Source organism: Neobacillus sp. NPDC097160 (assembly GCF_044762155.1).
Classification (GTDB): Bacteria; Bacillota; Bacilli; order Bacillales; family Cytobacillaceae; genus Neobacillus.
The window spans coordinates 179,196-198,037 of the sequence record NZ_JBIWDU010000003.1 but is presented as its reverse complement, the minus strand read 5'-3'; the positions used below and the strand labels follow the sequence as shown (position 1 = coordinate 198,037).

Sequence of the window (18,842 nt, the reverse complement as noted above, 5' to 3'; positions counted from 1 at the left end):
CTGTCATTGCATTTTAGTTTAATCTATTTGAATGATGAAATTATCTATTAAACGAACTTTAGAAAAGTTTACAGCAAGTGCAATGATAATGGTACTATCTAATTTTTCCAATGGTTTTAATTGCGGGTAAGATAATGTTTCAACATAATCAATTTGTCCTGTAGATTCACTACTGATCATTTCCTTGATCATGTTTATTAGACTTTCAGGATTCCGCTCACCAAGATCAATTGCATTTTTTGCTTTTTGCAAGCTTCTATAAAGGACTGCTGCTTGTTGTCTTTCCCCTGGTAATAGATTAACATTGCGTGAACTTTTCGCAAGCCCGTCCGCTTCACGAACAATGTCTACAGCAATTAACTCGATAGGAAAATTGAAATCAGCGATTAATCCATGAATGACAGCCACTTGCTGGGCATCCTTTTTCCCAAAATAAGCCCTGGTTGGGGTCATGATATTAAATAGTTTTGTTAGGACTGTTGCGACACCGTCAAAATGACCGGGACGCGACTCGCCGCATAATACGTCTGTTCGGTCTTGTACAACTGCCTTAACTGAAGGTTTGTAAGGATACATTTCCTCTACTGACGGATAAAAAACGTAATCTACCTTTTCTGCTTCCGCCAATGCCTGGTCGCGTTCAAAGTCGCGAGGATAGGTTGAAAAATCCTCATTTGGGCCAAATTGCAGCGGATTAACAAAAATACTTAAGACGACGATATCATTTTCTTTTCTGGCTTGCTTTAGGAGTGTTAAATGGCCTTCATGCAGAAATCCCATCGTAGGGACAAAGCCAATCGTTTTCCCCACCCCTTTTTGTTTCAATATTTCAGCATGCATGTCCTTGATGTCAGTAATAACCTTCATTTCTTTCCTCCATAAAGTACTTTCAGTTCCTCTTCCTTCATTGTAAAAGAGTGTTTATCTTCAGGAAATTGTTTATTTTTCACTTCAGAAGAATAGGCTTGAATCGATTCGATCATAAATGGATTGACTGCATGATATTGCTTCACAAACTTTGGTACCCGGTCGACACCATAGCCTAAAATATCATGGTAGACAAGAACCTGACCATCCACATTAAGCCCTGCTCCAATTCCAATCACTGGAATAGAAATCTTCCTCGCAACTTCTTCTGCAAGCTGTTTCGGTACACATTCCAGAACAATAGCGAATGCGCCAGCTTCCTCAACTTTTTTCGCATCTTCTATTAATTTTTTGGCTGCATACGCATCTTTACCTTGTACTTTATAGCCGCCTAACACCCCAACGGATTGTGGTGTCAGCCCTAAATGTCCACAAACAGGGATACCTGCTTTTGTGAGCGACGCGATTTTATCCACTACATCGTCTGCGCCTTCAAGTTTAACAGCATGGGCTCCTGCCTCCTGAAGTAGCCTGCCGGCGTTGATTAATGTATCCTTAACAGATAAATGGTAGGTCAAAAATGGCAGATCAGCTACGATAAACGTTTCCTTTGCTCCTCGTTTAACTGCTTTGGTATGATGAATCATGTCTTCTATCGTCACAGGAATAGTAGAGTCGTAACCAAGTACAACCATCCCAAGAGAGTCCCCGACTAAAATGACGTCTACTCCACCTTGTTCAGCTTGCTTAGCAGATGGAAAATCATAAGCGGTTAACATAACAATTTTTTCATTGTTTTCCTTCATTTTTAAAAAATCCGTTGTTTGCTTCATCATTTTTTCCCTCCTTAAAATTGGGAGAGGTGATAAAACGAATTTGCAGAGCAAATAAAAAAGATCCTTCTGAAGGCAGAGGATCTCAGTTACTCTTTTGCATGTTCCATCCCTCTGTCCCGGTCCGTTATACGGATCTAGGCAGAAACCTTTTCAATTATGTGATTGGTACAAAAAGGTGCAGTTCTAGGAAGATACTGCCCAAGGAAATTATAACAAGAATAATAAGAAAAGCGCAAGCAATCTAAACCTCTATGTCGGCAGAATATATATGGTGAACGACACCGGTCCGATCCTCCAATTTTAATACCCCTTCATCGGTAATTCCAAGCGCTTTTCCTTCAATGACATTTGTTAAGGTTCTTGCTTTTAATATTTTTCCGATGCTGACAGCATAGCCTTCCCATAAAAGCTTAATTGGGAAAAAGCCTTGTTCTAAATAAAGTAAATATAGTTTTTCAAAATGCTTAAAAATAGATCTGATTAATCCAGCACGGGAGATAAGCTTTCCACTCTCGATAAAAAGAGAGCTAGCCTTTTCCTGAAGCTCGCTTGGGAAATCTTCTTTCTTTTGATTTACATTAATGCCGATCCCGATAATAATCGAATGGATACGATCGGCTTCAGCCTGTAATTCGGTTAGAATTCCTGTCACTTTTTTTCCATTCAATAAAATATCGTTAGGCCATTTTATTTCAGGCTGCAGTCCTGTTTCTTCTACCATTGCTTGAACAATCGCCACGGCAGTTAGCAAAGTCAATTGGGGAGCGTTTGTTAGGGGAATGTTTGGCCTAAGAATAAGACTCATCCATATCCCGCTATATTTAGGAGAGTGCCATGCACGATTCATTCTCCCTTTCCCGGACAGTTGTTCTTCAGCAATAATGACGCTACCTTCCGGGACATCCTCATTTGATAAGCGATGAGCAATTTTTTGAGTAGATTCCACACTTTCTTCGTAATGGATGTTTCTTCCAATAAAATTAGTTGCTAATCCTAATCTAATTTCATCGGCCGTTATTCTTTCAGGTGTTTTTACAATCCGATATCCTTTATTTCTAACCGCCTCTAATTCAAAGCCTTCTTTTCTTAATTCCTCAATATGCTTCCAAACTGCCGTTCTAGAGCAGCCAATCAATTCAGCTAGATGCTGTCCAGATAAAAATATTTCGCCGGCATTTGTAAAGGAATCGAGCAGTTTTTTTCTTATTTCTGACTGCACGTCATTAGCCACTCCTTAATCAATTGTTTATCGTTTTTAATTCTCTCTTCTACAATCGCTTGTTCAATCTTTAATAGGGTTTCTTTTAACCACGGACCGCCCTGTTGATTAAACCATTCCATTAAATCGACGCCCGTTACAGTTACTTCGGAACGTTGCCTGATCGGGAGCTTCTGGTATAGATCAAGCCATCGTCGAGTTGATTCCATCCCGTTTACGCTTTTTATAACGTTGTATATCTTTTCAGTTGAGGTAATGATGTCACTTCCTGCGGTATATAAATCATAAGCGGACCATTCCTGTTCAAGCCTTTTCCTAACAAAAAACAAGATATGCTGAATATCTTTTATTTCTTTAATAGGAAGTCGCCAGTTCCGTAAAAACTCCTCTATCGATTTTTCCTTCAAATTCAAACAATAGAGAAGTAATGACCACATTTCTCTTTTATTAAGGCCAAAATATTCCAGGTTTAGTAATTTTTCAATCAACTTTTCCTTTTTGGCTAGACCTGGTAAAAAAGAAAATAAATTTGTTTCAAGTAAAATCTTCATTGCACTGTTACAATTTTCCCCAACAAGCATTTTTTCAAACTCTGCTCTTTTTCGTTCTACAGCAATATTTGTCAGCAATGGGACAAGATTTGCTAGAGCCTTAAGTGTTTCAGTATCTATTGAAAAGGAGAGCTGGCTGACAAATCGAATCGCTCTCATCATCCTTAATCCATCTTCCTGAAAACGTTCTTTTGCGGAACCAACTGTTTCAATCACTCTTTTCTTAATGGCTATTTGACCATTAAACGGATCAATGAGCGTTCCATGCAGGTCCATGGCCATCGCATTCATGGTAAAATCTCTGCGCTTTAGATCTTCAATAAGATTCCGAATAAATGAGACCTCTTTCGGTCTTCGGAAATCCTGATATTCCCCTTCTGTCCTAAAGGTGGTAATTTCATAAGATTTATGATTGGCTAAGACAAGGACAGTTCCATGTTCAATTCCGATATCAATGGTTTTTGAAAAAATTTCTTTTACTTCTTCAGGTGTTGCGGAAGTGGCAATATCAACATCATTAATCTGCTTATTCAAAAGATAATCTCTTACTGAGCCGCCAACAAAATAAGCCTCAAATCCTGCATCCACTAATCTCTTTAAGACGGGTATGGCTGATAAAAATGGTTCTATCATCTGTTTCACCTTACTTCAGCAGCCTAAAATAAAGCTGCTCATATTGTTCTACGATTTGTTTAGCCTTAAATTTTTTATTTACGGTAATTAAAGACTGACTGGAAAATTGTTGATGAAGCTTGCTATCGGTTAAAAGAGCAATGGCTTTTCCCGCAATATCCTTAATATCTGCTACCTCACAAATATATCCGGTTTCACCTTGTTGTATCACTTCAGGGATACCGCCAACATTTGTCCCAATGCAAGGGACACCACAAGCCATTGCCTCTAGTGCAACGAGTCCGAAGCTTTCTTTTTCCGACAATAACAACATGAGATCACTAATGGAATACAATTCTTCAAGATTTTCTTGTTTTCCGAGGAAGATTACCTGATCCTCGATTGCAAGCTTTCTGACCATTTTGCAAACGATGGTCATTTCGGGTCCATCACCTACCAGCAGTAATTTTGCCGGCATGATAGCAGAGATTTTTGCGAATGTTTTTACAACATCTTGAACCCTTTTAACAGGTCGAAAATTTGAAACATGAATAATCACTTTTTCTTCTTCTTTAATCTGTAATTGCGACTTTAACGAAGCTGCATCACTTTTATGATAGATCCGTTCATCAATAAAATTATAGACCGTTTCGATATGTTGATCTGGATTAATGAGCTCATATGTTTGTGTAACCAATGCATTGGATACTGCCGTAACGGCATCTGACTTTTCAATCCCGAATTTAATCGCATCTGTTAAGGATGGGTCGTAGCCTAAGACAGTAATATCTGTTCCATGTAAGGTTGTGACAATCTTAAAATCCCTGTTGGACATTTGCTTTGCTAAAATAGCGCAAACTGCATGAGGGATTGCATAATGGACATGGAGGATATCCAATTTTTCTCGATTTGCTACCTCTGCCATTTTACTGGCTAAGGCAATGTCGTAAGGCGGATATTGAAAAACGGAGTATTGATTCACTTCTACCTGATGGTAATAAATGTTATGATACATTTTATTTAGCCGAAAGGGAAGGCTCGAGGAAATGAAGTGTATTTCATGTCCCTTTTCAGCAAGCATTTTTCCTAATTCTGTCGCCACTACCCCCGAACCGCCAACAGTAGGATAGCAAGTAATCCCAATTTTAAGTTTCTGCATCTTTATTCTCCTATCAAATCATCCTTCAAAAGGATTGGAACCTTTGTTTTGAAACCTTCAGCAAAGGTTACTCCCACCATTTTTCCAAACATTCTTTCACGTGCCTCCACTGTTTCAATATAGCCATTAACAAGCGGTGTATTGTATTGCTGTTCCGAAAATTCAAATTGACTTTTATAGGCACGTAAGGCCGCTAGCTTTTTCTCGATGAATGGTGAAATATCAATGGTAAAATCAGGTTTATGAAAACCATTGATCATATAAAAGTACAATTTTTCAACGCGGTGCGGCTCATTACATTCTTCAGTATTATACTTTTTTATTCCCGCAGAAAATACCGCTTCCTCCACAAGACGGGCACAATTGCCATGGTCTGGATGACGATCTTCTAAATAAGGAGCAAACACGACTTTAGGCTTATATGAGCGAATGACATCAGCAATTTTTCTTATGTAATCATCGTTTAAAAATAAACCTCGATCAGGAAAACCTAGTGAGGTTCGAACTTGCACATCTAAAATTTCAGCTGCACTTAAAGCTTCCTTTTTTCTTAACATAACATTCCCATTTGATGAAAGATCAGCATCTGTTAAATCACATATGCCAATCCGCTTTCCTTCTAAAGCCAATTTTGCAATAGTTCCGGCCATGCCGATTTCGACATCATCGGCATGGGCACCAAATGCAAGAATATGTAATTGCTTATTGTCCATTTCCTTCACCATTCTCATGAACGACATTTCTCCATTCCAATAAACCCATCTCCAGACCTCTTATTAGTAATTCAGCTGTCCCCATATTGGTGGCAAGAGGAATAGAATAGACATCACAAAGTCTTACTAGAGCAGTCACATCTGGTTCATGCGGCTGGGCCGTTAATGGATCCCGAAAAAAGAAAATCGCATCCATTTGATTTTTTGCAATCATGGCACCAATTTCCTGGTCCCCGCCGAGCGGACCGGATTTAAAGCGCGTTATGTTCAATCCTGTAGCTTCATTAATTCTTAATCCAGTTGTCCCCGTTGCGAAAAGGGTATGCTTGGCGAAAATGGTCTGATAAGCAGTAGCAAATTGTACTAAGTCAGTTTTCTTTTGATCATGAGCGATTAATGCGATATTCATAAAATTGACTCCTATCCTAATATATTTTCAAGTCCGTATACAAAGGCATTTTGCTTCATGACTGTTTCGACAGCGACCTTTACTCCTGACATAAAGGAACCTCGATGATAGGAATCATGTCGAATCGTTAATGTTTGGCCATCAGCACCAAATAAAACCTGTTGGTGGGCAACAAGTCCTGGTAAGCGGACAGAATGAATATGCATACCATTAAAGTCAGCTCCCCTTGCCCCTGTCATTGTTTCTTTTTCATTCGGGTGACCCTGCTGTTTAGATTCTCTTACTGCGGATATCATTTCCGCCGTTTTTACTGCGGAACCGGACGGCGCATCTAGCTTTTGGTCATGGTGCATTTCAATAATTTCGACATCCTGAAAATACTTTGCAGCCATTTGTGAGAATTTCATCATTAAAACGGCACCAATGGCGAAATTTGGTGCAATAATACAGCCTAACTTTTTTTCATCACATATTTGCTGCAAATCCTCTAAATCCTCTGGTGAAAAACCAGTAGTACCCACCACCGGTCGAACATTATATGTGAGTGCTATTTTGGCATGGTGCATGCCTACTTCCGGTGTCGTAAGGTCAATTAATACGTCTGCTTCAACAGCCTGCAAGCACTTTTCTATATCTGTATAAACAGGAACATTGGAAATGGCTTGGAAGCCAGCTATATCGCTTAGCATCATCCCATCGTGTTTATGATCAATGACTGCAGCCAGTTTAAAGTTTTCTGTATTTGTTACTAATTTCACTGCTTCACTGCCCATACGGCCGCGGGGCCCGGCAATGATTATATTTATGGTTTCCATATTACTCACTCCGCTTTATCATTTTCAATTCTTGTCCAACGGTTTTTGTCCCTTGTATTAAATTTTGCCATGACATAATTATGTGCCTCTTCCAAATCAATGTTTAAGGCATTGCCAGGGGACTGAAATAACCTTCCTTAAACTGACTTATGTATGTATCGACTTCCAACTGCAGATCCTTTATCGATTTCCTACTTGTCAATTTATTTCCCACCTCATTTTTTCAATCGGCCAAATTCTAATCTAGTTATTCCTTTTTTATGTTAGCTAAATATTCGTTGATTTACAAATGTTTTCGTTTCATTCTGGCCCTTTTCCACTTCTGATTGCTCTAGTTCCATTAATTCGCTATAATAAAGACCGCCATATAGTGAAAAATATGGCAGAGGAGGAAGGCAAATGCTATTTGGACTTAAATTTAAAAACATCTTGTTTATCCTATTAGGCACAGCAATCATGTCATTTGGACTTGTCAATTTTAATATGCAGAATAAACTTGCCGAAGGTGGATTCACTGGTATTACACTGCTTTTCTATGGATTGTTCAAATGGGATCCATCCTATACAAACTTAATCCTAAATATTCCTGTATTTTTTATAGGATGGAAGCTTTTGGGGAAAAATACTTTTTTATATACCATTATAGGAACAGTTGGTGTATCGATTTTTCTTTGGATTTTTCAGCGGTATCCAATCAACATGCCACTGCAGCATGATTTAACCTTAGCTGCTTTGTTTGCCGGTGTCTTTACTGGGATTGGCTTAGGCATTATATTCCGTTTTGGAGGTACTACAGGGGGAGTCGACATTATTGCAAGACTTGTCCAAAAATATGCAGGTTGGAACATGGGTAAAACAATGTTCTTATTTGATGCCTGTGTTATTACACTTTCACTCACCTACATTTCTTATAAACAAGCCATGTATACACTAGTAGCCGTTTTTGTCGGTGCGAGAGTAATTGATTTCATGCAGGAAGGGGCATACTCCGCTAGAGGAGCGATGATTATTTCTGAAAAAAACGAACAAATCGCCAATAAAATTATGGAAGAAATGGAACGCGGCGTTACCGCACTACGCGGTTATGGTTCCTATACAAAAAATGAACGTGATGTTTTATATTGTGTTGTTGCCAAAAACGAATTAATCCGCCTAAAAAACTTAATCACTTCTGTTGACCCGCATGCCTTTATTTCCGTTTCTGTCGTGCATGATGTTCACGGAGAAGGGTTTACACTAGATGAAAACAAAATGCCTATACAAGATTAAAAAAGCAACGTCAGTGGACATTGCTTTTTTAATCTTCATTTCTATTCATACCTGTAAAGATTAGAACTAGTCTTAATAATTCAAGAACGGCTACTGCTGCAGCAGCTACATACGTTAAGGCAGCGGCATTTAATACTTTCCTAGCTTCCCTTTCTTCCCGATTCCCTATTAATCCAAGAGAAACAACTTGATTCATTGCACGGTTGGATGCATTAAATTCAACAGGTAATGTAATGATTTGAAAGAGGACAGCTGCAGCCATAAAAATGATTCCAAGTAACAGCATTCCACTTATATGTGCAAAGATGCCAATCATAATCAAAATCCATGAAGCATTCGAACCAAAATTGGCAACAGGAACTAACAAATGACGAAATCTAAGAAAAGCATATCCTTCTGCGTCCTGGATTGCATGTCCACATTCGTGGGCAGCAACAGCAGCTGCTGCAATCGAATGCCCATGGTAATTTTCCGGAGACAGACGGACTGTTTTGCTTCTTGGATCATAATGGTCACTTAGAAACCCGCGGCCTTCTTCGACTCCAACATTAAATAAGCCATTTGCATCTAAGATTCCCCTGGCAACCTCTGCACCCCTACGGTAGTTTGCTACTGATACCCGAGAATATTTCGCAAACGTATTTTTCACTTTCATTTGTGCCCATAATGGGATTAAAACGATAATGGCAAAATAAATAAGATAATACATATTGACCTCCAAATCAGCTAGCTCGTGGTGTTATTACTTTCATGTACAGCCGATTAGATGCAACAATCCTTTAGTCTCTGGACCGATTTTTTTTCTGACCTTTATCACCCTGATACTTTCTCCAGCCTACATAAGATAATGTCATGATAATAATACTTCCTGTTGAAATAATGACCCACCATAGCGAAGGGTCTGCTTCATCCTCTTCCATATTGGCAAAAAGATTTTTCAAATCTGTATCAAGTGCTTCCAGTTCCTGCTGACTTTTTGGATCATTGACGATTTGGGAACGAAATTCATTAATAAAATCTATCCGCGCATCTATTCTTTGAATATTTTCTACAGGTACATCTATTTTCATACTTGGATATATGACATTATATAATGATAAAAAGGTGTTAAAGTTTGTATGAAACTGTGCCGTATCACTAGTAACCGCTGCATCTTTCGCTTGGTGAAAAGCGGTCATTATTTGTTCTTCCATTTCTGTCCATAAAGGCTGATGACTCTTGGCTAATGCATCAATAACAAGACGAAATTTTGTCAGTTTATTTATTCTTTCCTCATATTTCATGTTGGTACTAACGGCTGCTTCCATCGCTTCATCATGAGAAGTATGAACAATTCTAACCTCATCCATTGATAACGGCTTGGAAGTTCCAGAAATGCTTGTAAATTGGTCAGAAAAATAATCAAGCAATTTTTTTGCATCTTCATATCTTTGAAACTTCACCATTTGGAGTGCTTCATCGGAGATATCATCCAGCTTCTCCATTGGCGATTGTTGCTCGGCATTAACAGTTATGGGAGTGAGCATAATGATAATTGCTAAAAAAAATAACCATCTGATTTTCAATCCTTGTCCCCCCTTTCATTACTAATAAAATGTATGTAGGGTTGGACAAGGTTAGACCATCTTCAATTATTTATTTTTAGTGTAAACCTTTTTGGCCTAATTGCAAAATAATATGCAATGCCGAGTGAAAGAATAGAAAGCCAGAAGGTAAAATAGCCAATTTGCGGTGTATAGCGGTCAAGCATGTGGTAGCTGGGCAACATGAAAAAGACGTAATCAATGACATCATTATGGAGTGTCCAAATGGCTGTGACAATTAAATGCCACCATTTAAACCTGTAAAATGGTGCATATAAGATCCCTTGCACTGCCATGGCGAAATGAGAAAAAATTAGCATATACCCGATCCAATCAAGTTCTCCTTGGACAAAATAAACAAGAATGTTCATCACAACGGCCCATATTCCATATTTAAATAGAGTTACAATGGCGAGGGCTTCAATTATTGGCCAATGTTTTCGCAATAAAAATGCAATGAGGACAAAAACAAAAAATAAGCTGGCGGTCGGGCTGTCAGGAACAAAAGCAAGAAAAATAGCCGGGGTTTCTTTAAGCTGCCATCCATACCAATAATACCCATAAACAGTTCCCGCAATGTTAACAAGAAGTAAAACCTTAAGAATGGATCGATTTGCTAGTAAAGGGTAAATCCAACCCACAAATACACCTCTTTTCATCTTTGTAAGGAATAACAGTATGAATAAAAAAGCTGACGATCTCTTCGTCAGCTTTTATCTTTTCATTATTTACCAAGGCCTGAAATAAATTCAGATAGCTTCTTAAGCTCTTCGTCAGTACCTTTGAAGATTCCCGGTGGCATTTTGCCGCCTTTACCTTCTTTAGCAATTTTTGCGACCTCATCAGCTGATAAGCCGGTACCGATTAGTGTAGGTGCACCAGCACCACCTTGAAAACTATCGCCGTGACAGGTTAGACATGTATTATCATTAGCAATTTTGTATCCATCGCTAGTCTTATCAATATCAACCTTTGCAACAATTTTACCTTGACGCTCCGCAGCAGCCCAGTCATGTGTTGCAACTGATTGCCAAGTTAAAAATACGATAGAAGCCAATGCTAGAAGCATGAATGCAGTAGCAAGCGGGCGCTTTCTAGCACGGCGCTCCGGCCCAGGATCAAGGAACGGCGCTAATAATAAGCCTCCGAAAGCTAGTCCCGGCATGATCATTGCTCCAACAACTGTATATGGACCAGATGCATATGAGTATTTCAGCAATTGGTACAAGAACAAGAAATACCAGTCTGGTAATGGAATATAACCTGTATCAGTCGGATCCGCAATCCTTTCAAGCGGAGCCGGATGTGCAACTGTTAAACATAAATAGCCGACAAGAAATACGGCACCTATCATCCATTCTTTTAAAAGGAAGTTAGGCCAGAATGCCTCTGTTTTACCAGGATATTCTGAGTAATCCTTTGGAAGCATCGTTTTACGTGATTCAGGTGCAGGAACACGTGAGTCACCAACAAACTTCATACCTTTACCGCGATGCATTGAGCAATCCCCCTCCTTTTTCCATAGAGTATTGACAAATTAAAGATCTAAACTATTTTTAAAGCGGTCCGGAAATACCTTGTCTACGAATCATAATAAAGTGCGCCGCCATTAGCCCAAATAAAACTGCCGGTAAGAAGAACACGTGGATAGCAAAGAACCGGGTTAATGTTTGAGCGCCAACGATGTGCTCGTGACCTGCAAGTAATACCTTAACGTAACTTCCAATGAATGGCGTGGCCTCAGCAATTTGCAGACCAACTTTTGTTGCGAACAACGCTTTCATATCCCAAGGTAATAAATAACCAGTAAAACCTAATCCTAACATGACGAAGAAAATAAGTACTCCGACAATCCAGTTCAATTCACGAGGCTTTTTATAAGCACCTTGGAAAAAGACGCGTAATGTATGTAAAAACATCATTACAAGTACTAAACTCGCACCCCAGTGGTGCATCCCGCGGACAATTTGTCCAAAAGCAACTTCATTTTGAAGATAATAAACTGATTCCCATGCATTTTTAATATCCGGTACATAGTACATCGTTAAGAACATACCAGAAAGAATTTGAATGACTGTTACGAAGAATGTCAGGCCACCAAAGCAGTATACAAACGCTGAAAAATGATGCGCAGGGTTAACATGCTCAGGTACTTCATGGTCTGCGATATCGCGCCACAAAGGCGTAATATCTAAACGTTCATCTACCCAGTCGTAAATTTTGTTTAACAATGATTACGCCTCCTTCCGTGGTTCAGCTTTCCCTAAATAAAGGAAACCGTCTTTTTCTTTGAATGGATATACATCAAGCGGTGCCAGCGGTGGTGTACCAGCAATGTTTTTACCATTTTTCTCATATCGGCCATAGTGACATGGACAGAAGAATTGACCTGGATGTTCCTTATCGGTGTTCCAGTTAACCGTACAGCCTAAATGTTTACATACTGGTGATAGGGCTACAATTTTATCTGTCTTATCATCACGATAAACCCAAGCAGTATTGGTAACTTCTGACTCATACCATGCATCCTTTTGTTTGAAGGTAAAGTCAACCCGAACTGGCTCAGTAGTTAACTCAGAAACCTTTTGCTTTGTAGCAATAAAATCCCCACCAGCCTCTGCCTTTAATACAGGATCCACAGCAAAACGTACCATTGGCATTAACATACCTGCCGCCATAAATCCGCCTACACCTGTTAACGTGTAGCTTAAAAATTGTCGTCTTGAAACGCGCTCTTTACTCATGCTTATCCCCCCCTCTATTCACGAAGTTAAGTCCAGCGGACATTTATTAAACACATATAAAACTAGGACATAACAATGATATATCAATCTGTAAGTAAGGTCAATATCATACTATTTTAAAAACATATAATCTGGAGAATTTTACTCATTTTCATGCCATTTTTGCGTAAAGAGAATTAAAAGCTGCTTTACTTGGCTATCAATCATCTCGATTTTTTGAGAATCATTCATCTGTTCAAGCGGCAGGGAAGGAAGCCATATTAACGACCCGGCTAGTTTTCCCTCATGCATACGCCAATCAAGCTCAGATGTTATGTAAAATACATGCTTAAATTCACTCTTCGCAATATTTTCCTCCCATTTCAACAAATCCGTCAATACCTTTTCACTTGTTTCATCTTTTAGATATGTAAATGGAGGAAATAATAATATTCTTCCTGTAAACTGCCTTTCTAAATGACCCGTTAACAGTGTGATAAATTCAGCGGTTGCAGCTGATTGTTTCATCTCACCTCTGACTGATACCGAATATAAAGGCACAACAGCTGTGTCCACATACTCCTTTGCATTTAGGTATGTCTCTATATCTTGAGGAATCCACTTCATTTTATGCATCAATCCTTTTCATTCTATTCACTATTTCAATAATATCATTATCTTCTAAAATAATAAAAGATGTTGTGAAACTTAAAGTTGAAAAGCAAAACAAAAGGAAGCCAGCTTATCGCAAACTTCCTTTTTGTTCAATCACTGCTAGTTTATTTAATTGTTCGGTTAACATCTGAAACGCTTCGCGATTTTGTTGATCCAGAGCTTCATCGATTAATTGAAGTAGCTTTTCACGTTGAAAACGTTCAATACTGTGTTGCAGTAATTGTTCCGCAATGATTCCATCCTTTTCATTGACTTGTAAATGTTTGGGGACGAATGGATTTTCCTCGAGAACAGCCGCATACTGATGTGCCTGATTGGAAGCATGGAAATTTAATTGAATAAATATATCCTCGTCTCGATTGAGCCGAATATCATGAAAGGATTTTTCGGCATCTGTCGTCATGACATTTTCTTTATAAAAACGAAATGGTACTTTATCAACACAATGTGTTGACATAATCAATCCGCGCGGACAATACTGTGCTTGCTCAACAAAATGAACCTTTTCCATTAGTTGATCGTGGCTCATTAAGTAATTTAGAATCCACACACATTCTCTTCTTTTTAATTGATAATGATTTAAAAACCAGCGTATAAAGTCCTTCTTCTCGTTGACAGAAACAGGGGTTGCCATGATAGTTTCCCTCCTCTGCATAATCAGCTTTTTTTATTCTTTTTTAATCAGTTATACGTTCAAGCAAATCCAAATACTCGACATTTGTTGGATCTTCAATAAGCAGCTGTTTAAAAATTTCGGCAGCCCGGGCTGTTTTTCCTTCCTCAATTAGAAAATATCCGTAATCCTGCAGAAAGGCTTCATTATTCTTAAAAAAAGTATATGCACTTTCATATTTGTCTAATGCGTAAGAAAATTCTTCAAGTTTATCGTACGCAAGGGCCGAATCCCATAAAATCTGTGGTTCTTCTTCTGCAATATCAAGTTGGGATATCAGCTCAATAACATCCTCATATCTTTCTTGCTGAAAAAAGAGCTTATTTAACGTAAGAGCTGCTTCGATAAAGCCTGGGTCTATGGCAAGTGCCTCTCGAAAATATTGTTCAGCTTCATCCACTGTTCCGAGTTTTAACGCTATTTTCCCGCCATAGAAAAATAATTCTTTATTAAATTCATCCTGTTTAAGGCCCTCTTTAATAGCGAGTAAACTATTTTCAAGCTCTTCTTCCCGTTCATAGCTTAAAGCTAGATGTAAATAAAGTGAATGATATTCCGGGTCAAGCCCTTTTAATTCATTGAACTTTTCAATCGCCGTCCGATTATATCCAGCCTGTAGCGCTGTAAATGCATAACCGAATAGTGTGTTAATCTCTAACTTTTCATCCAGTGCCTTATCATAATAGGTAAGAGCCTCTTCAAAAGCCCCGGAGGCACTTAATAAATCTGCCATCCTCCCTTGTATATTGACACCGGCAATTTCGAATTCCTCTTTTAAAACCTTCTCATAAGCATTCATTGCCTTCATTATTTCGCCTTGCTCACTGTACAGCTCTCCTAAAGCAAAATCAACAATGACCTCATTAGGTAATAATGCTTTTGCTTGCAAAAGCTTTCGTTCACATACTTCATAAAGGCCCTGGACTTGATATAGGTCTGCTAACAATAGTAATGACTGTCCAAAATGAACATCCTGTTCCGAAATCTTTTCTAAGACTAGGATTGCTTCCTCTTCATCTCCTGCTTCCACTAATATCTCACCTAGCAGGACAAGAAGTTCTCCCTCTTCAGGGTAAATTCCTAATAAGTTTTCGACTAATGCCTTCGCTTCCTCCAAAAATCCATATTGGAATAATTCTTCACTAAGAAGAAATTTCTCTTCATGGCTGCCGTTTTTTAATACAATATTATATTCAATTAAGGCCTCTTTATGTTGACCGTCTTCTAACATATTGATAATTTTATTTACTCGATCCATTGACCTATTCCTCTCGTTCCCCTTGATTTACAAAGAAAAATAAGATGGGGTTCTCACCTTTACATGTTCTCCATTTCCAGGTTTAAATAAAACCCTATTCCCTGTGCGGACAACCTTTCCTTTGTGAACTGTAACTACAAGTCTATCACTATGATAATGAAATAAACTTGCTTCATCAACATTCTTGATTTCTCTTCCCTTTTCATAAAGATTATAACTTAATTCACTACCGTTCATCAGACTGCATTTATGCGGGTATAATCCGATTTTGTTTAAGATCGGAATCGGCAATGGTTGATTTTCTTCAATCGCCTCGTATAACGCTGGGATTTTTTCTTTTACCATGATATCATTCCATTTCGACATTGTGGCCTTCGCTTCCTTCTTTTGTGTGGAAGAAATTAATGGTATGAATGGACTGTTAAATGGAAACATGGCTTCCCTTATCCATCCCCAAGGTATGTTCTCTAACTCGTCTAGACTCTGAAGCTCAACAAAAATGGCTGGGATTTTTAGCTTTTTACAACTTCTGATAAAGGAAGGTGTAATTAAACGTATAGGGATTTTAACACCGATAATAAAATCAATAGGACTGCTTATTAATGCCGTTTGCATTTCTTGTAGCTTTTTTGTTAGTTCATTTTCGTATGAAATAGTAGCATAAGTAAATAAAGTGGTACATCCTTTTAACAAAAAGTTTTCAACTAAATTGGACTTTAAATCTAGAAATGTTCCTTGAAATGGTATTTTTGAATTTAAAAGGACATATGACGGGGTCATAATATACGGTTCAGCGTTCATCTTTATTAATTGATACCGCTTGAACCTTGTTTGAATGGCAGTTATTCGATCTTCATTAATTAATAACGAACATGTACTAAGCACTGTGTCTTTAAGAATATTGGCATTTTCAATGATATACATCGTCCCTACCACCCATTTCCCTTCTTTAAGACAAGCTATGCAAAAAACCTGAAAACTATGACATTCAACCAAAATCAAATTATTTTATAAATGAGAAAAGCTGCAAAAATATGCAGCTTTTAGTGGATAAGGCTATTTAAATGGGAAAAGAAGTTCGGGTATGAGACTGATATCGCTTCGGACTGCTCAAGTTCTACATTATTCTCACATAAAAGTGCTGCAATCGAAAGCATCATACCAATTCGGTGATCGCCATGACTAGAAACAGTACCACCGCTTAACTTAGTTTTTCCGTAGATAATCATCCCATCATCGGTGGCTTCAATGGACGCCCCTAATTTTTTTAATTCTTGGACAACGGTATCAATTCGATTGGTTTCTTTTACCTTTAATTCCTCAGCATCTTTAATTACTGTTTTTCCTTCTGCCTGTGTTGCCATAAGGGCAATAATCGGAATTTCATCAATTAGTTTTGGAATTAACTTCCCCTCAACAACGGTACCTTTAAGATTGGAAGTCTTAATGATCAGGTCGCCGACTGGTTCAAATGAGTTGTCATTCTGTTGAACAATTTCTAAATCTGCACCCATTTTCTTTAATACCTCAATAATTCCGGTTCTAGTTGGATTTAGTCCGACATTTTTGAGAACAATTTCACTTTCAGGAATAATTGCCCCAGCTACAAGGAAAAAGGCTGCAGAAGATATATCCCCAGGAACATGAACAGTGGAAGCTGTCAGTTTTTGACCGCCTTTGACAGTAATCACATGGTTATCTTTGTTGATTTCACCACCAAATTGACGAATCATTCTTTCCGTATGATCGCGTGTTTCTGCTGGTTCGATAATAGTACTTACTCCATCTGCTTGAAGCCCTGCTAAAATTAACGCAGACTTTACCTGTGCACTAGCTACCGGAAGTTCATAATGGATAGGGTTTAACTGACCACCACGGATTGAAATAGGGGTATAGGCACCGTTTTTTCTGCCATCAAGCTTTGCACCCATTTCTGTTAATGGACCCGTTACCCTTGTCATCGGCCTCTTTCCAATTGATTCATCACCCACTAAAGTGGAAAAAAATGGTCTCCCCGCTAATATCCCCATTAATAAACGGATCGTAGTCCCGGAATTGCCTACATCCAATAATTCATCAGGTTCTGTTAGTCCCTCAAAACCATTTCCGAAAATATGAAGCTGACCGCCGGATTCCTCGATTGTTACCCCGAGCTTTCGAAAGCACGATATTGTACTTAAACAATCATCCCCAGGCAAAAAATTGGTAACCGTTGTTTCGCCCTGAGCAATCGATCCGAACATAACGGACCTATGTGAGATGGATTTATCACCTGGAATGGTTACCTCACCAACTAAACCATATATATTAGTCTTTAGTTTTAATGATGTCATCAAAATCACCTTTTTTAAAATTTAAGAACCGGTTGTTGTTGCAAAGCTGGTATAGGTACCAATACATTTTTCTGCTCTTTGCCGATCCTCATCTGTTTGAAAACTTATAACTAAAACTCCAATGATATCCTCACGTGTTTCAAGAATACGAATATTTGTGATACTTATCTTTTCCTTTGCTAAATACCCTGTAATTTCAGAAACAACACCTGGATAATCTGGGATATCAACAAACAAATCATAAAAAGCCGGAATTGCCCCTTTTTCTTTCTGTGGCAATCCATCGCGAAATTGCTTAGCCTGCTGAAAATAATCGAGGATTGCAACACTATTTTCTTTTTCAAGAAGTCTTTTAACCCCATTCATTTCCTCCTGCCATTTATCAAGCAGTTCAATTAATATATCGCGGTTGTGCAGCAAAATATCCTTCCACATCCCAGGACTGCTTGAAGCAATTCGCGTGATATCTCTAAATCCGCCAGCAGCTAGACGCGGAATGAGACCTTCTGCTTCTGAAAGCTTTTCAGTTTGCCGAACAATCGCCGCTGCGATGATATGCGGGAAATGGCTGACAATCCCTGTAAGATAGTCATGATTTTCTGGTGTAATCGTCAAAAATTTCGCATTTGTACCGACCAACCATTCTTTTAATGTTTCTACCTTTGTATCATCAATTTGTTCCTCTGGTGTCAACAGGTAAAAAGCATTTTCAAATAAAATTTCTTTTGCGGCAGAAATACCACTTTTATGTGATCCTGCCATTGGATGGCCACCGATGAATGTAATTCCCCTTTGCTTTAATCTAGAGGCACTTCCAACAATTTTACTCTTCGTGCTGCCGGTATCTGTCACGATTACTTCTGATTTAAGTGGAAGATCTGCAAGGAGTTGTAAAAGCTGCTCCGTCTCAGTTACAGGTGCTGCAATGATGATTACATCCGCATCGATCGCACCATCATAGATATTCCCCGCTATTTCATCTATGACACCCAGCATTTTTGCAAGTCTCGCCTGTTCACTATTTATATCAAATCCAATGATTACTGCGTCATTATGTTCCTTCTTGATACATAACGCTAAGGAACCGCCAATTAATCCTAAACCAATAACAAAAACCCGGCCATTCAATTTTTTAAATCCCCCTAAT

At 38.6% G+C, this 18,842-nt stretch carries 21 protein-coding genes and 1 pseudogene; 1 reads left to right on the top strand and 21 read right to left on the bottom strand.

Annotated elements, in window-relative coordinates; all coding sequences use genetic code 11:
* Positions 1–18: 18 nt before the first annotated feature.
* The 9 genes and pseudogenes from panC to ACIQXV_RS05310 all read right to left on the bottom strand — a co-directional run bounded on the left by panC (position 19) and on the right by ACIQXV_RS05310 (position 7,383).
* Positions 19–867, bottom strand: a complete 849-nt coding sequence (panC, locus tag ACIQXV_RS05350; protein ID WP_402956723.1) for a pantoate--beta-alanine ligase — start codon at positions 865–867, stop codon at positions 19–21.
* Positions 864–1,700 (bottom strand): 3-methyl-2-oxobutanoate hydroxymethyltransferase, encoded by an 837-nt coding sequence (panB, locus tag ACIQXV_RS05345; RefSeq protein WP_402957136.1) that lies wholly within the window; start codon positions 1,698–1,700, stop codon positions 864–866. The genes panC and panB overlap by 4 nt, the downstream gene beginning before the upstream one ends.
* Before the next feature lie 244 nt (positions 1,701–1,944).
* Positions 1,945–2,922, bottom strand: coding sequence for a biotin--[acetyl-CoA-carboxylase] ligase (locus ACIQXV_RS05340; RefSeq protein ID WP_402956721.1), 978 nt, complete (start codon positions 2,920–2,922; stop codon positions 1,945–1,947).
* Positions 2,907–4,106, bottom strand: coding sequence for a CCA tRNA nucleotidyltransferase (locus ACIQXV_RS05335; protein ID WP_402956720.1), 1,200 nt, complete (start codon positions 4,104–4,106; stop codon positions 2,907–2,909). Before ACIQXV_RS05335 ends, ACIQXV_RS05340 begins: the two co-directional genes overlap by 16 nt.
* 10 nt (positions 4,107–4,116) lie before the next feature.
* A complete protein-coding gene (gene bshA / locus ACIQXV_RS05330) occupies positions 4,117–5,244 on the bottom strand; it encodes an N-acetyl-alpha-D-glucosaminyl L-malate synthase BshA (protein WP_402956718.1) in 1,128 nt (375 codons plus the stop codon).
* Positions 5,245–5,246: 2 nt separating this feature from the next.
* Positions 5,247–5,957 (bottom strand): bacillithiol biosynthesis deacetylase BshB1, encoded by a 711-nt coding sequence (gene bshB1, locus ACIQXV_RS05325; RefSeq protein WP_402957135.1) that lies wholly within the window; start codon positions 5,955–5,957, stop codon positions 5,247–5,249.
* Positions 5,947–6,366, bottom strand: coding sequence for a methylglyoxal synthase (mgsA, locus tag ACIQXV_RS05320; protein ID WP_402956717.1), 420 nt, complete (start codon positions 6,364–6,366; stop codon positions 5,947–5,949). The genes bshB1 and mgsA overlap by 11 nt, the downstream gene beginning before the upstream one ends.
* Positions 6,367–6,377: 11 nt before the next feature.
* Positions 6,378–7,181 carry a 4-hydroxy-tetrahydrodipicolinate reductase gene (gene dapB, locus ACIQXV_RS05315; protein WP_402956715.1) on the bottom strand — a complete coding sequence of 268 codons (804 nt, stop codon included), beginning with the start codon at positions 7,179–7,181 and terminating at the stop codon, positions 6,378–6,380.
* A 5-nt stretch (positions 7,182–7,186) separates the two neighbouring features.
* Positions 7,187–7,383, bottom strand: a pseudogene (locus ACIQXV_RS05310) (nucleoside triphosphate pyrophosphohydrolase family protein).
* A 197-nt stretch (positions 7,384–7,580) separates the two neighbouring features.
* Here ACIQXV_RS05310 and ACIQXV_RS05305 point away from each other — a divergent pair.
* A complete protein-coding gene (locus ACIQXV_RS05305; protein ID WP_402956713.1) occupies positions 7,581–8,450 on the top strand; it encodes a YitT family protein in 870 nt (289 codons plus the stop codon).
* Positions 8,451–8,478: 28 nt separating this feature from the next.
* Here ACIQXV_RS05305 and ACIQXV_RS05300 read toward each other — a convergent pair whose 3' ends face one another.
* The 12 genes from ACIQXV_RS05300 to ACIQXV_RS05245 form a co-directional block, all read right to left on the bottom strand.
* Entirely contained in the window at positions 8,479–9,159 is a 681-nt protein-coding gene (locus ACIQXV_RS05300) for a zinc metallopeptidase (RefSeq protein ID WP_402956711.1), read from the bottom strand.
* 70 nt (positions 9,160–9,229) lie between these two features.
* Positions 9,230–10,015, bottom strand: coding sequence for a sporulation protein YpjB (gene ypjB / locus ACIQXV_RS05295; protein WP_402956709.1), 786 nt, complete (start codon positions 10,013–10,015; stop codon positions 9,230–9,232).
* Positions 10,016–10,077: 62 nt separating this feature from the next.
* Positions 10,078–10,674: a lipoprotein heptaprenylglyceryl N-acetyltransferase LhaT gene (gene lhaT / locus ACIQXV_RS05290; protein ID WP_402956707.1), complete on the bottom strand. Its 597-nt coding sequence runs from the start codon at positions 10,672–10,674 to the stop codon at positions 10,078–10,080.
* 83 nt (positions 10,675–10,757) lie between these two features.
* The gene (locus tag ACIQXV_RS05285) at positions 10,758–11,531 is read right to left on the bottom strand and encodes a menaquinol-cytochrome c reductase cytochrome b/c subunit (protein WP_402956705.1); all 774 of its coding nucleotides are present in this window, start codon (positions 11,529–11,531) and stop codon (positions 10,758–10,760) included.
* 58 nt (positions 11,532–11,589) lie between these two features.
* A complete protein-coding gene (gene qcrB / locus ACIQXV_RS05280; protein WP_098530418.1) occupies positions 11,590–12,264 on the bottom strand; it encodes a menaquinol-cytochrome c reductase cytochrome b subunit in 675 nt (224 codons plus the stop codon).
* 3 nt (positions 12,265–12,267) lie between these two features.
* Positions 12,268–12,777 carry a QcrA and Rieske domain-containing protein gene (locus ACIQXV_RS05275; protein WP_402956703.1) on the bottom strand — a complete coding sequence of 170 codons (510 nt, stop codon included), beginning with the start codon at positions 12,775–12,777 and terminating at the stop codon, positions 12,268–12,270.
* A gap of 141 nt (positions 12,778–12,918) precedes the next feature.
* Positions 12,919–13,383 (bottom strand): YpiF family protein, encoded by a 465-nt coding sequence (locus ACIQXV_RS05270; protein WP_402956701.1) that lies wholly within the window; start codon positions 13,381–13,383, stop codon positions 12,919–12,921.
* A gap of 115 nt (positions 13,384–13,498) precedes the next feature.
* Entirely contained in the window at positions 13,499–14,065 is a 567-nt protein-coding gene (locus tag ACIQXV_RS05265; RefSeq protein WP_402956699.1) for a ReoY family proteolytic degradation factor, read from the bottom strand.
* Positions 14,066–14,108: 43 nt separating this feature from the next.
* Entirely contained in the window at positions 14,109–15,362 is a 1,254-nt protein-coding gene (locus tag ACIQXV_RS05260) for a tetratricopeptide repeat protein (protein ID WP_402956697.1), read from the bottom strand.
* A gap of 27 nt (positions 15,363–15,389) precedes the next feature.
* Complete coding sequence (locus ACIQXV_RS05255) at positions 15,390–16,286, bottom strand: hypothetical protein (RefSeq protein WP_402956695.1); 897 nt, start codon at positions 16,284–16,286, stop codon at positions 15,390–15,392.
* A gap of 119 nt (positions 16,287–16,405) precedes the next feature.
* Positions 16,406–17,695: a 3-phosphoshikimate 1-carboxyvinyltransferase gene (gene aroA / locus ACIQXV_RS05250; protein WP_402956693.1), complete on the bottom strand. Its 1,290-nt coding sequence runs from the start codon at positions 17,693–17,695 to the stop codon at positions 16,406–16,408.
* Positions 17,696–17,716: 21 nt separating this feature from the next.
* Positions 17,717–18,823, bottom strand: coding sequence for a prephenate dehydrogenase (locus ACIQXV_RS05245; protein ID WP_402956691.1), 1,107 nt, complete (start codon positions 18,821–18,823; stop codon positions 17,717–17,719).
* Positions 18,824–18,842: the final 19 nt, after the last annotated feature.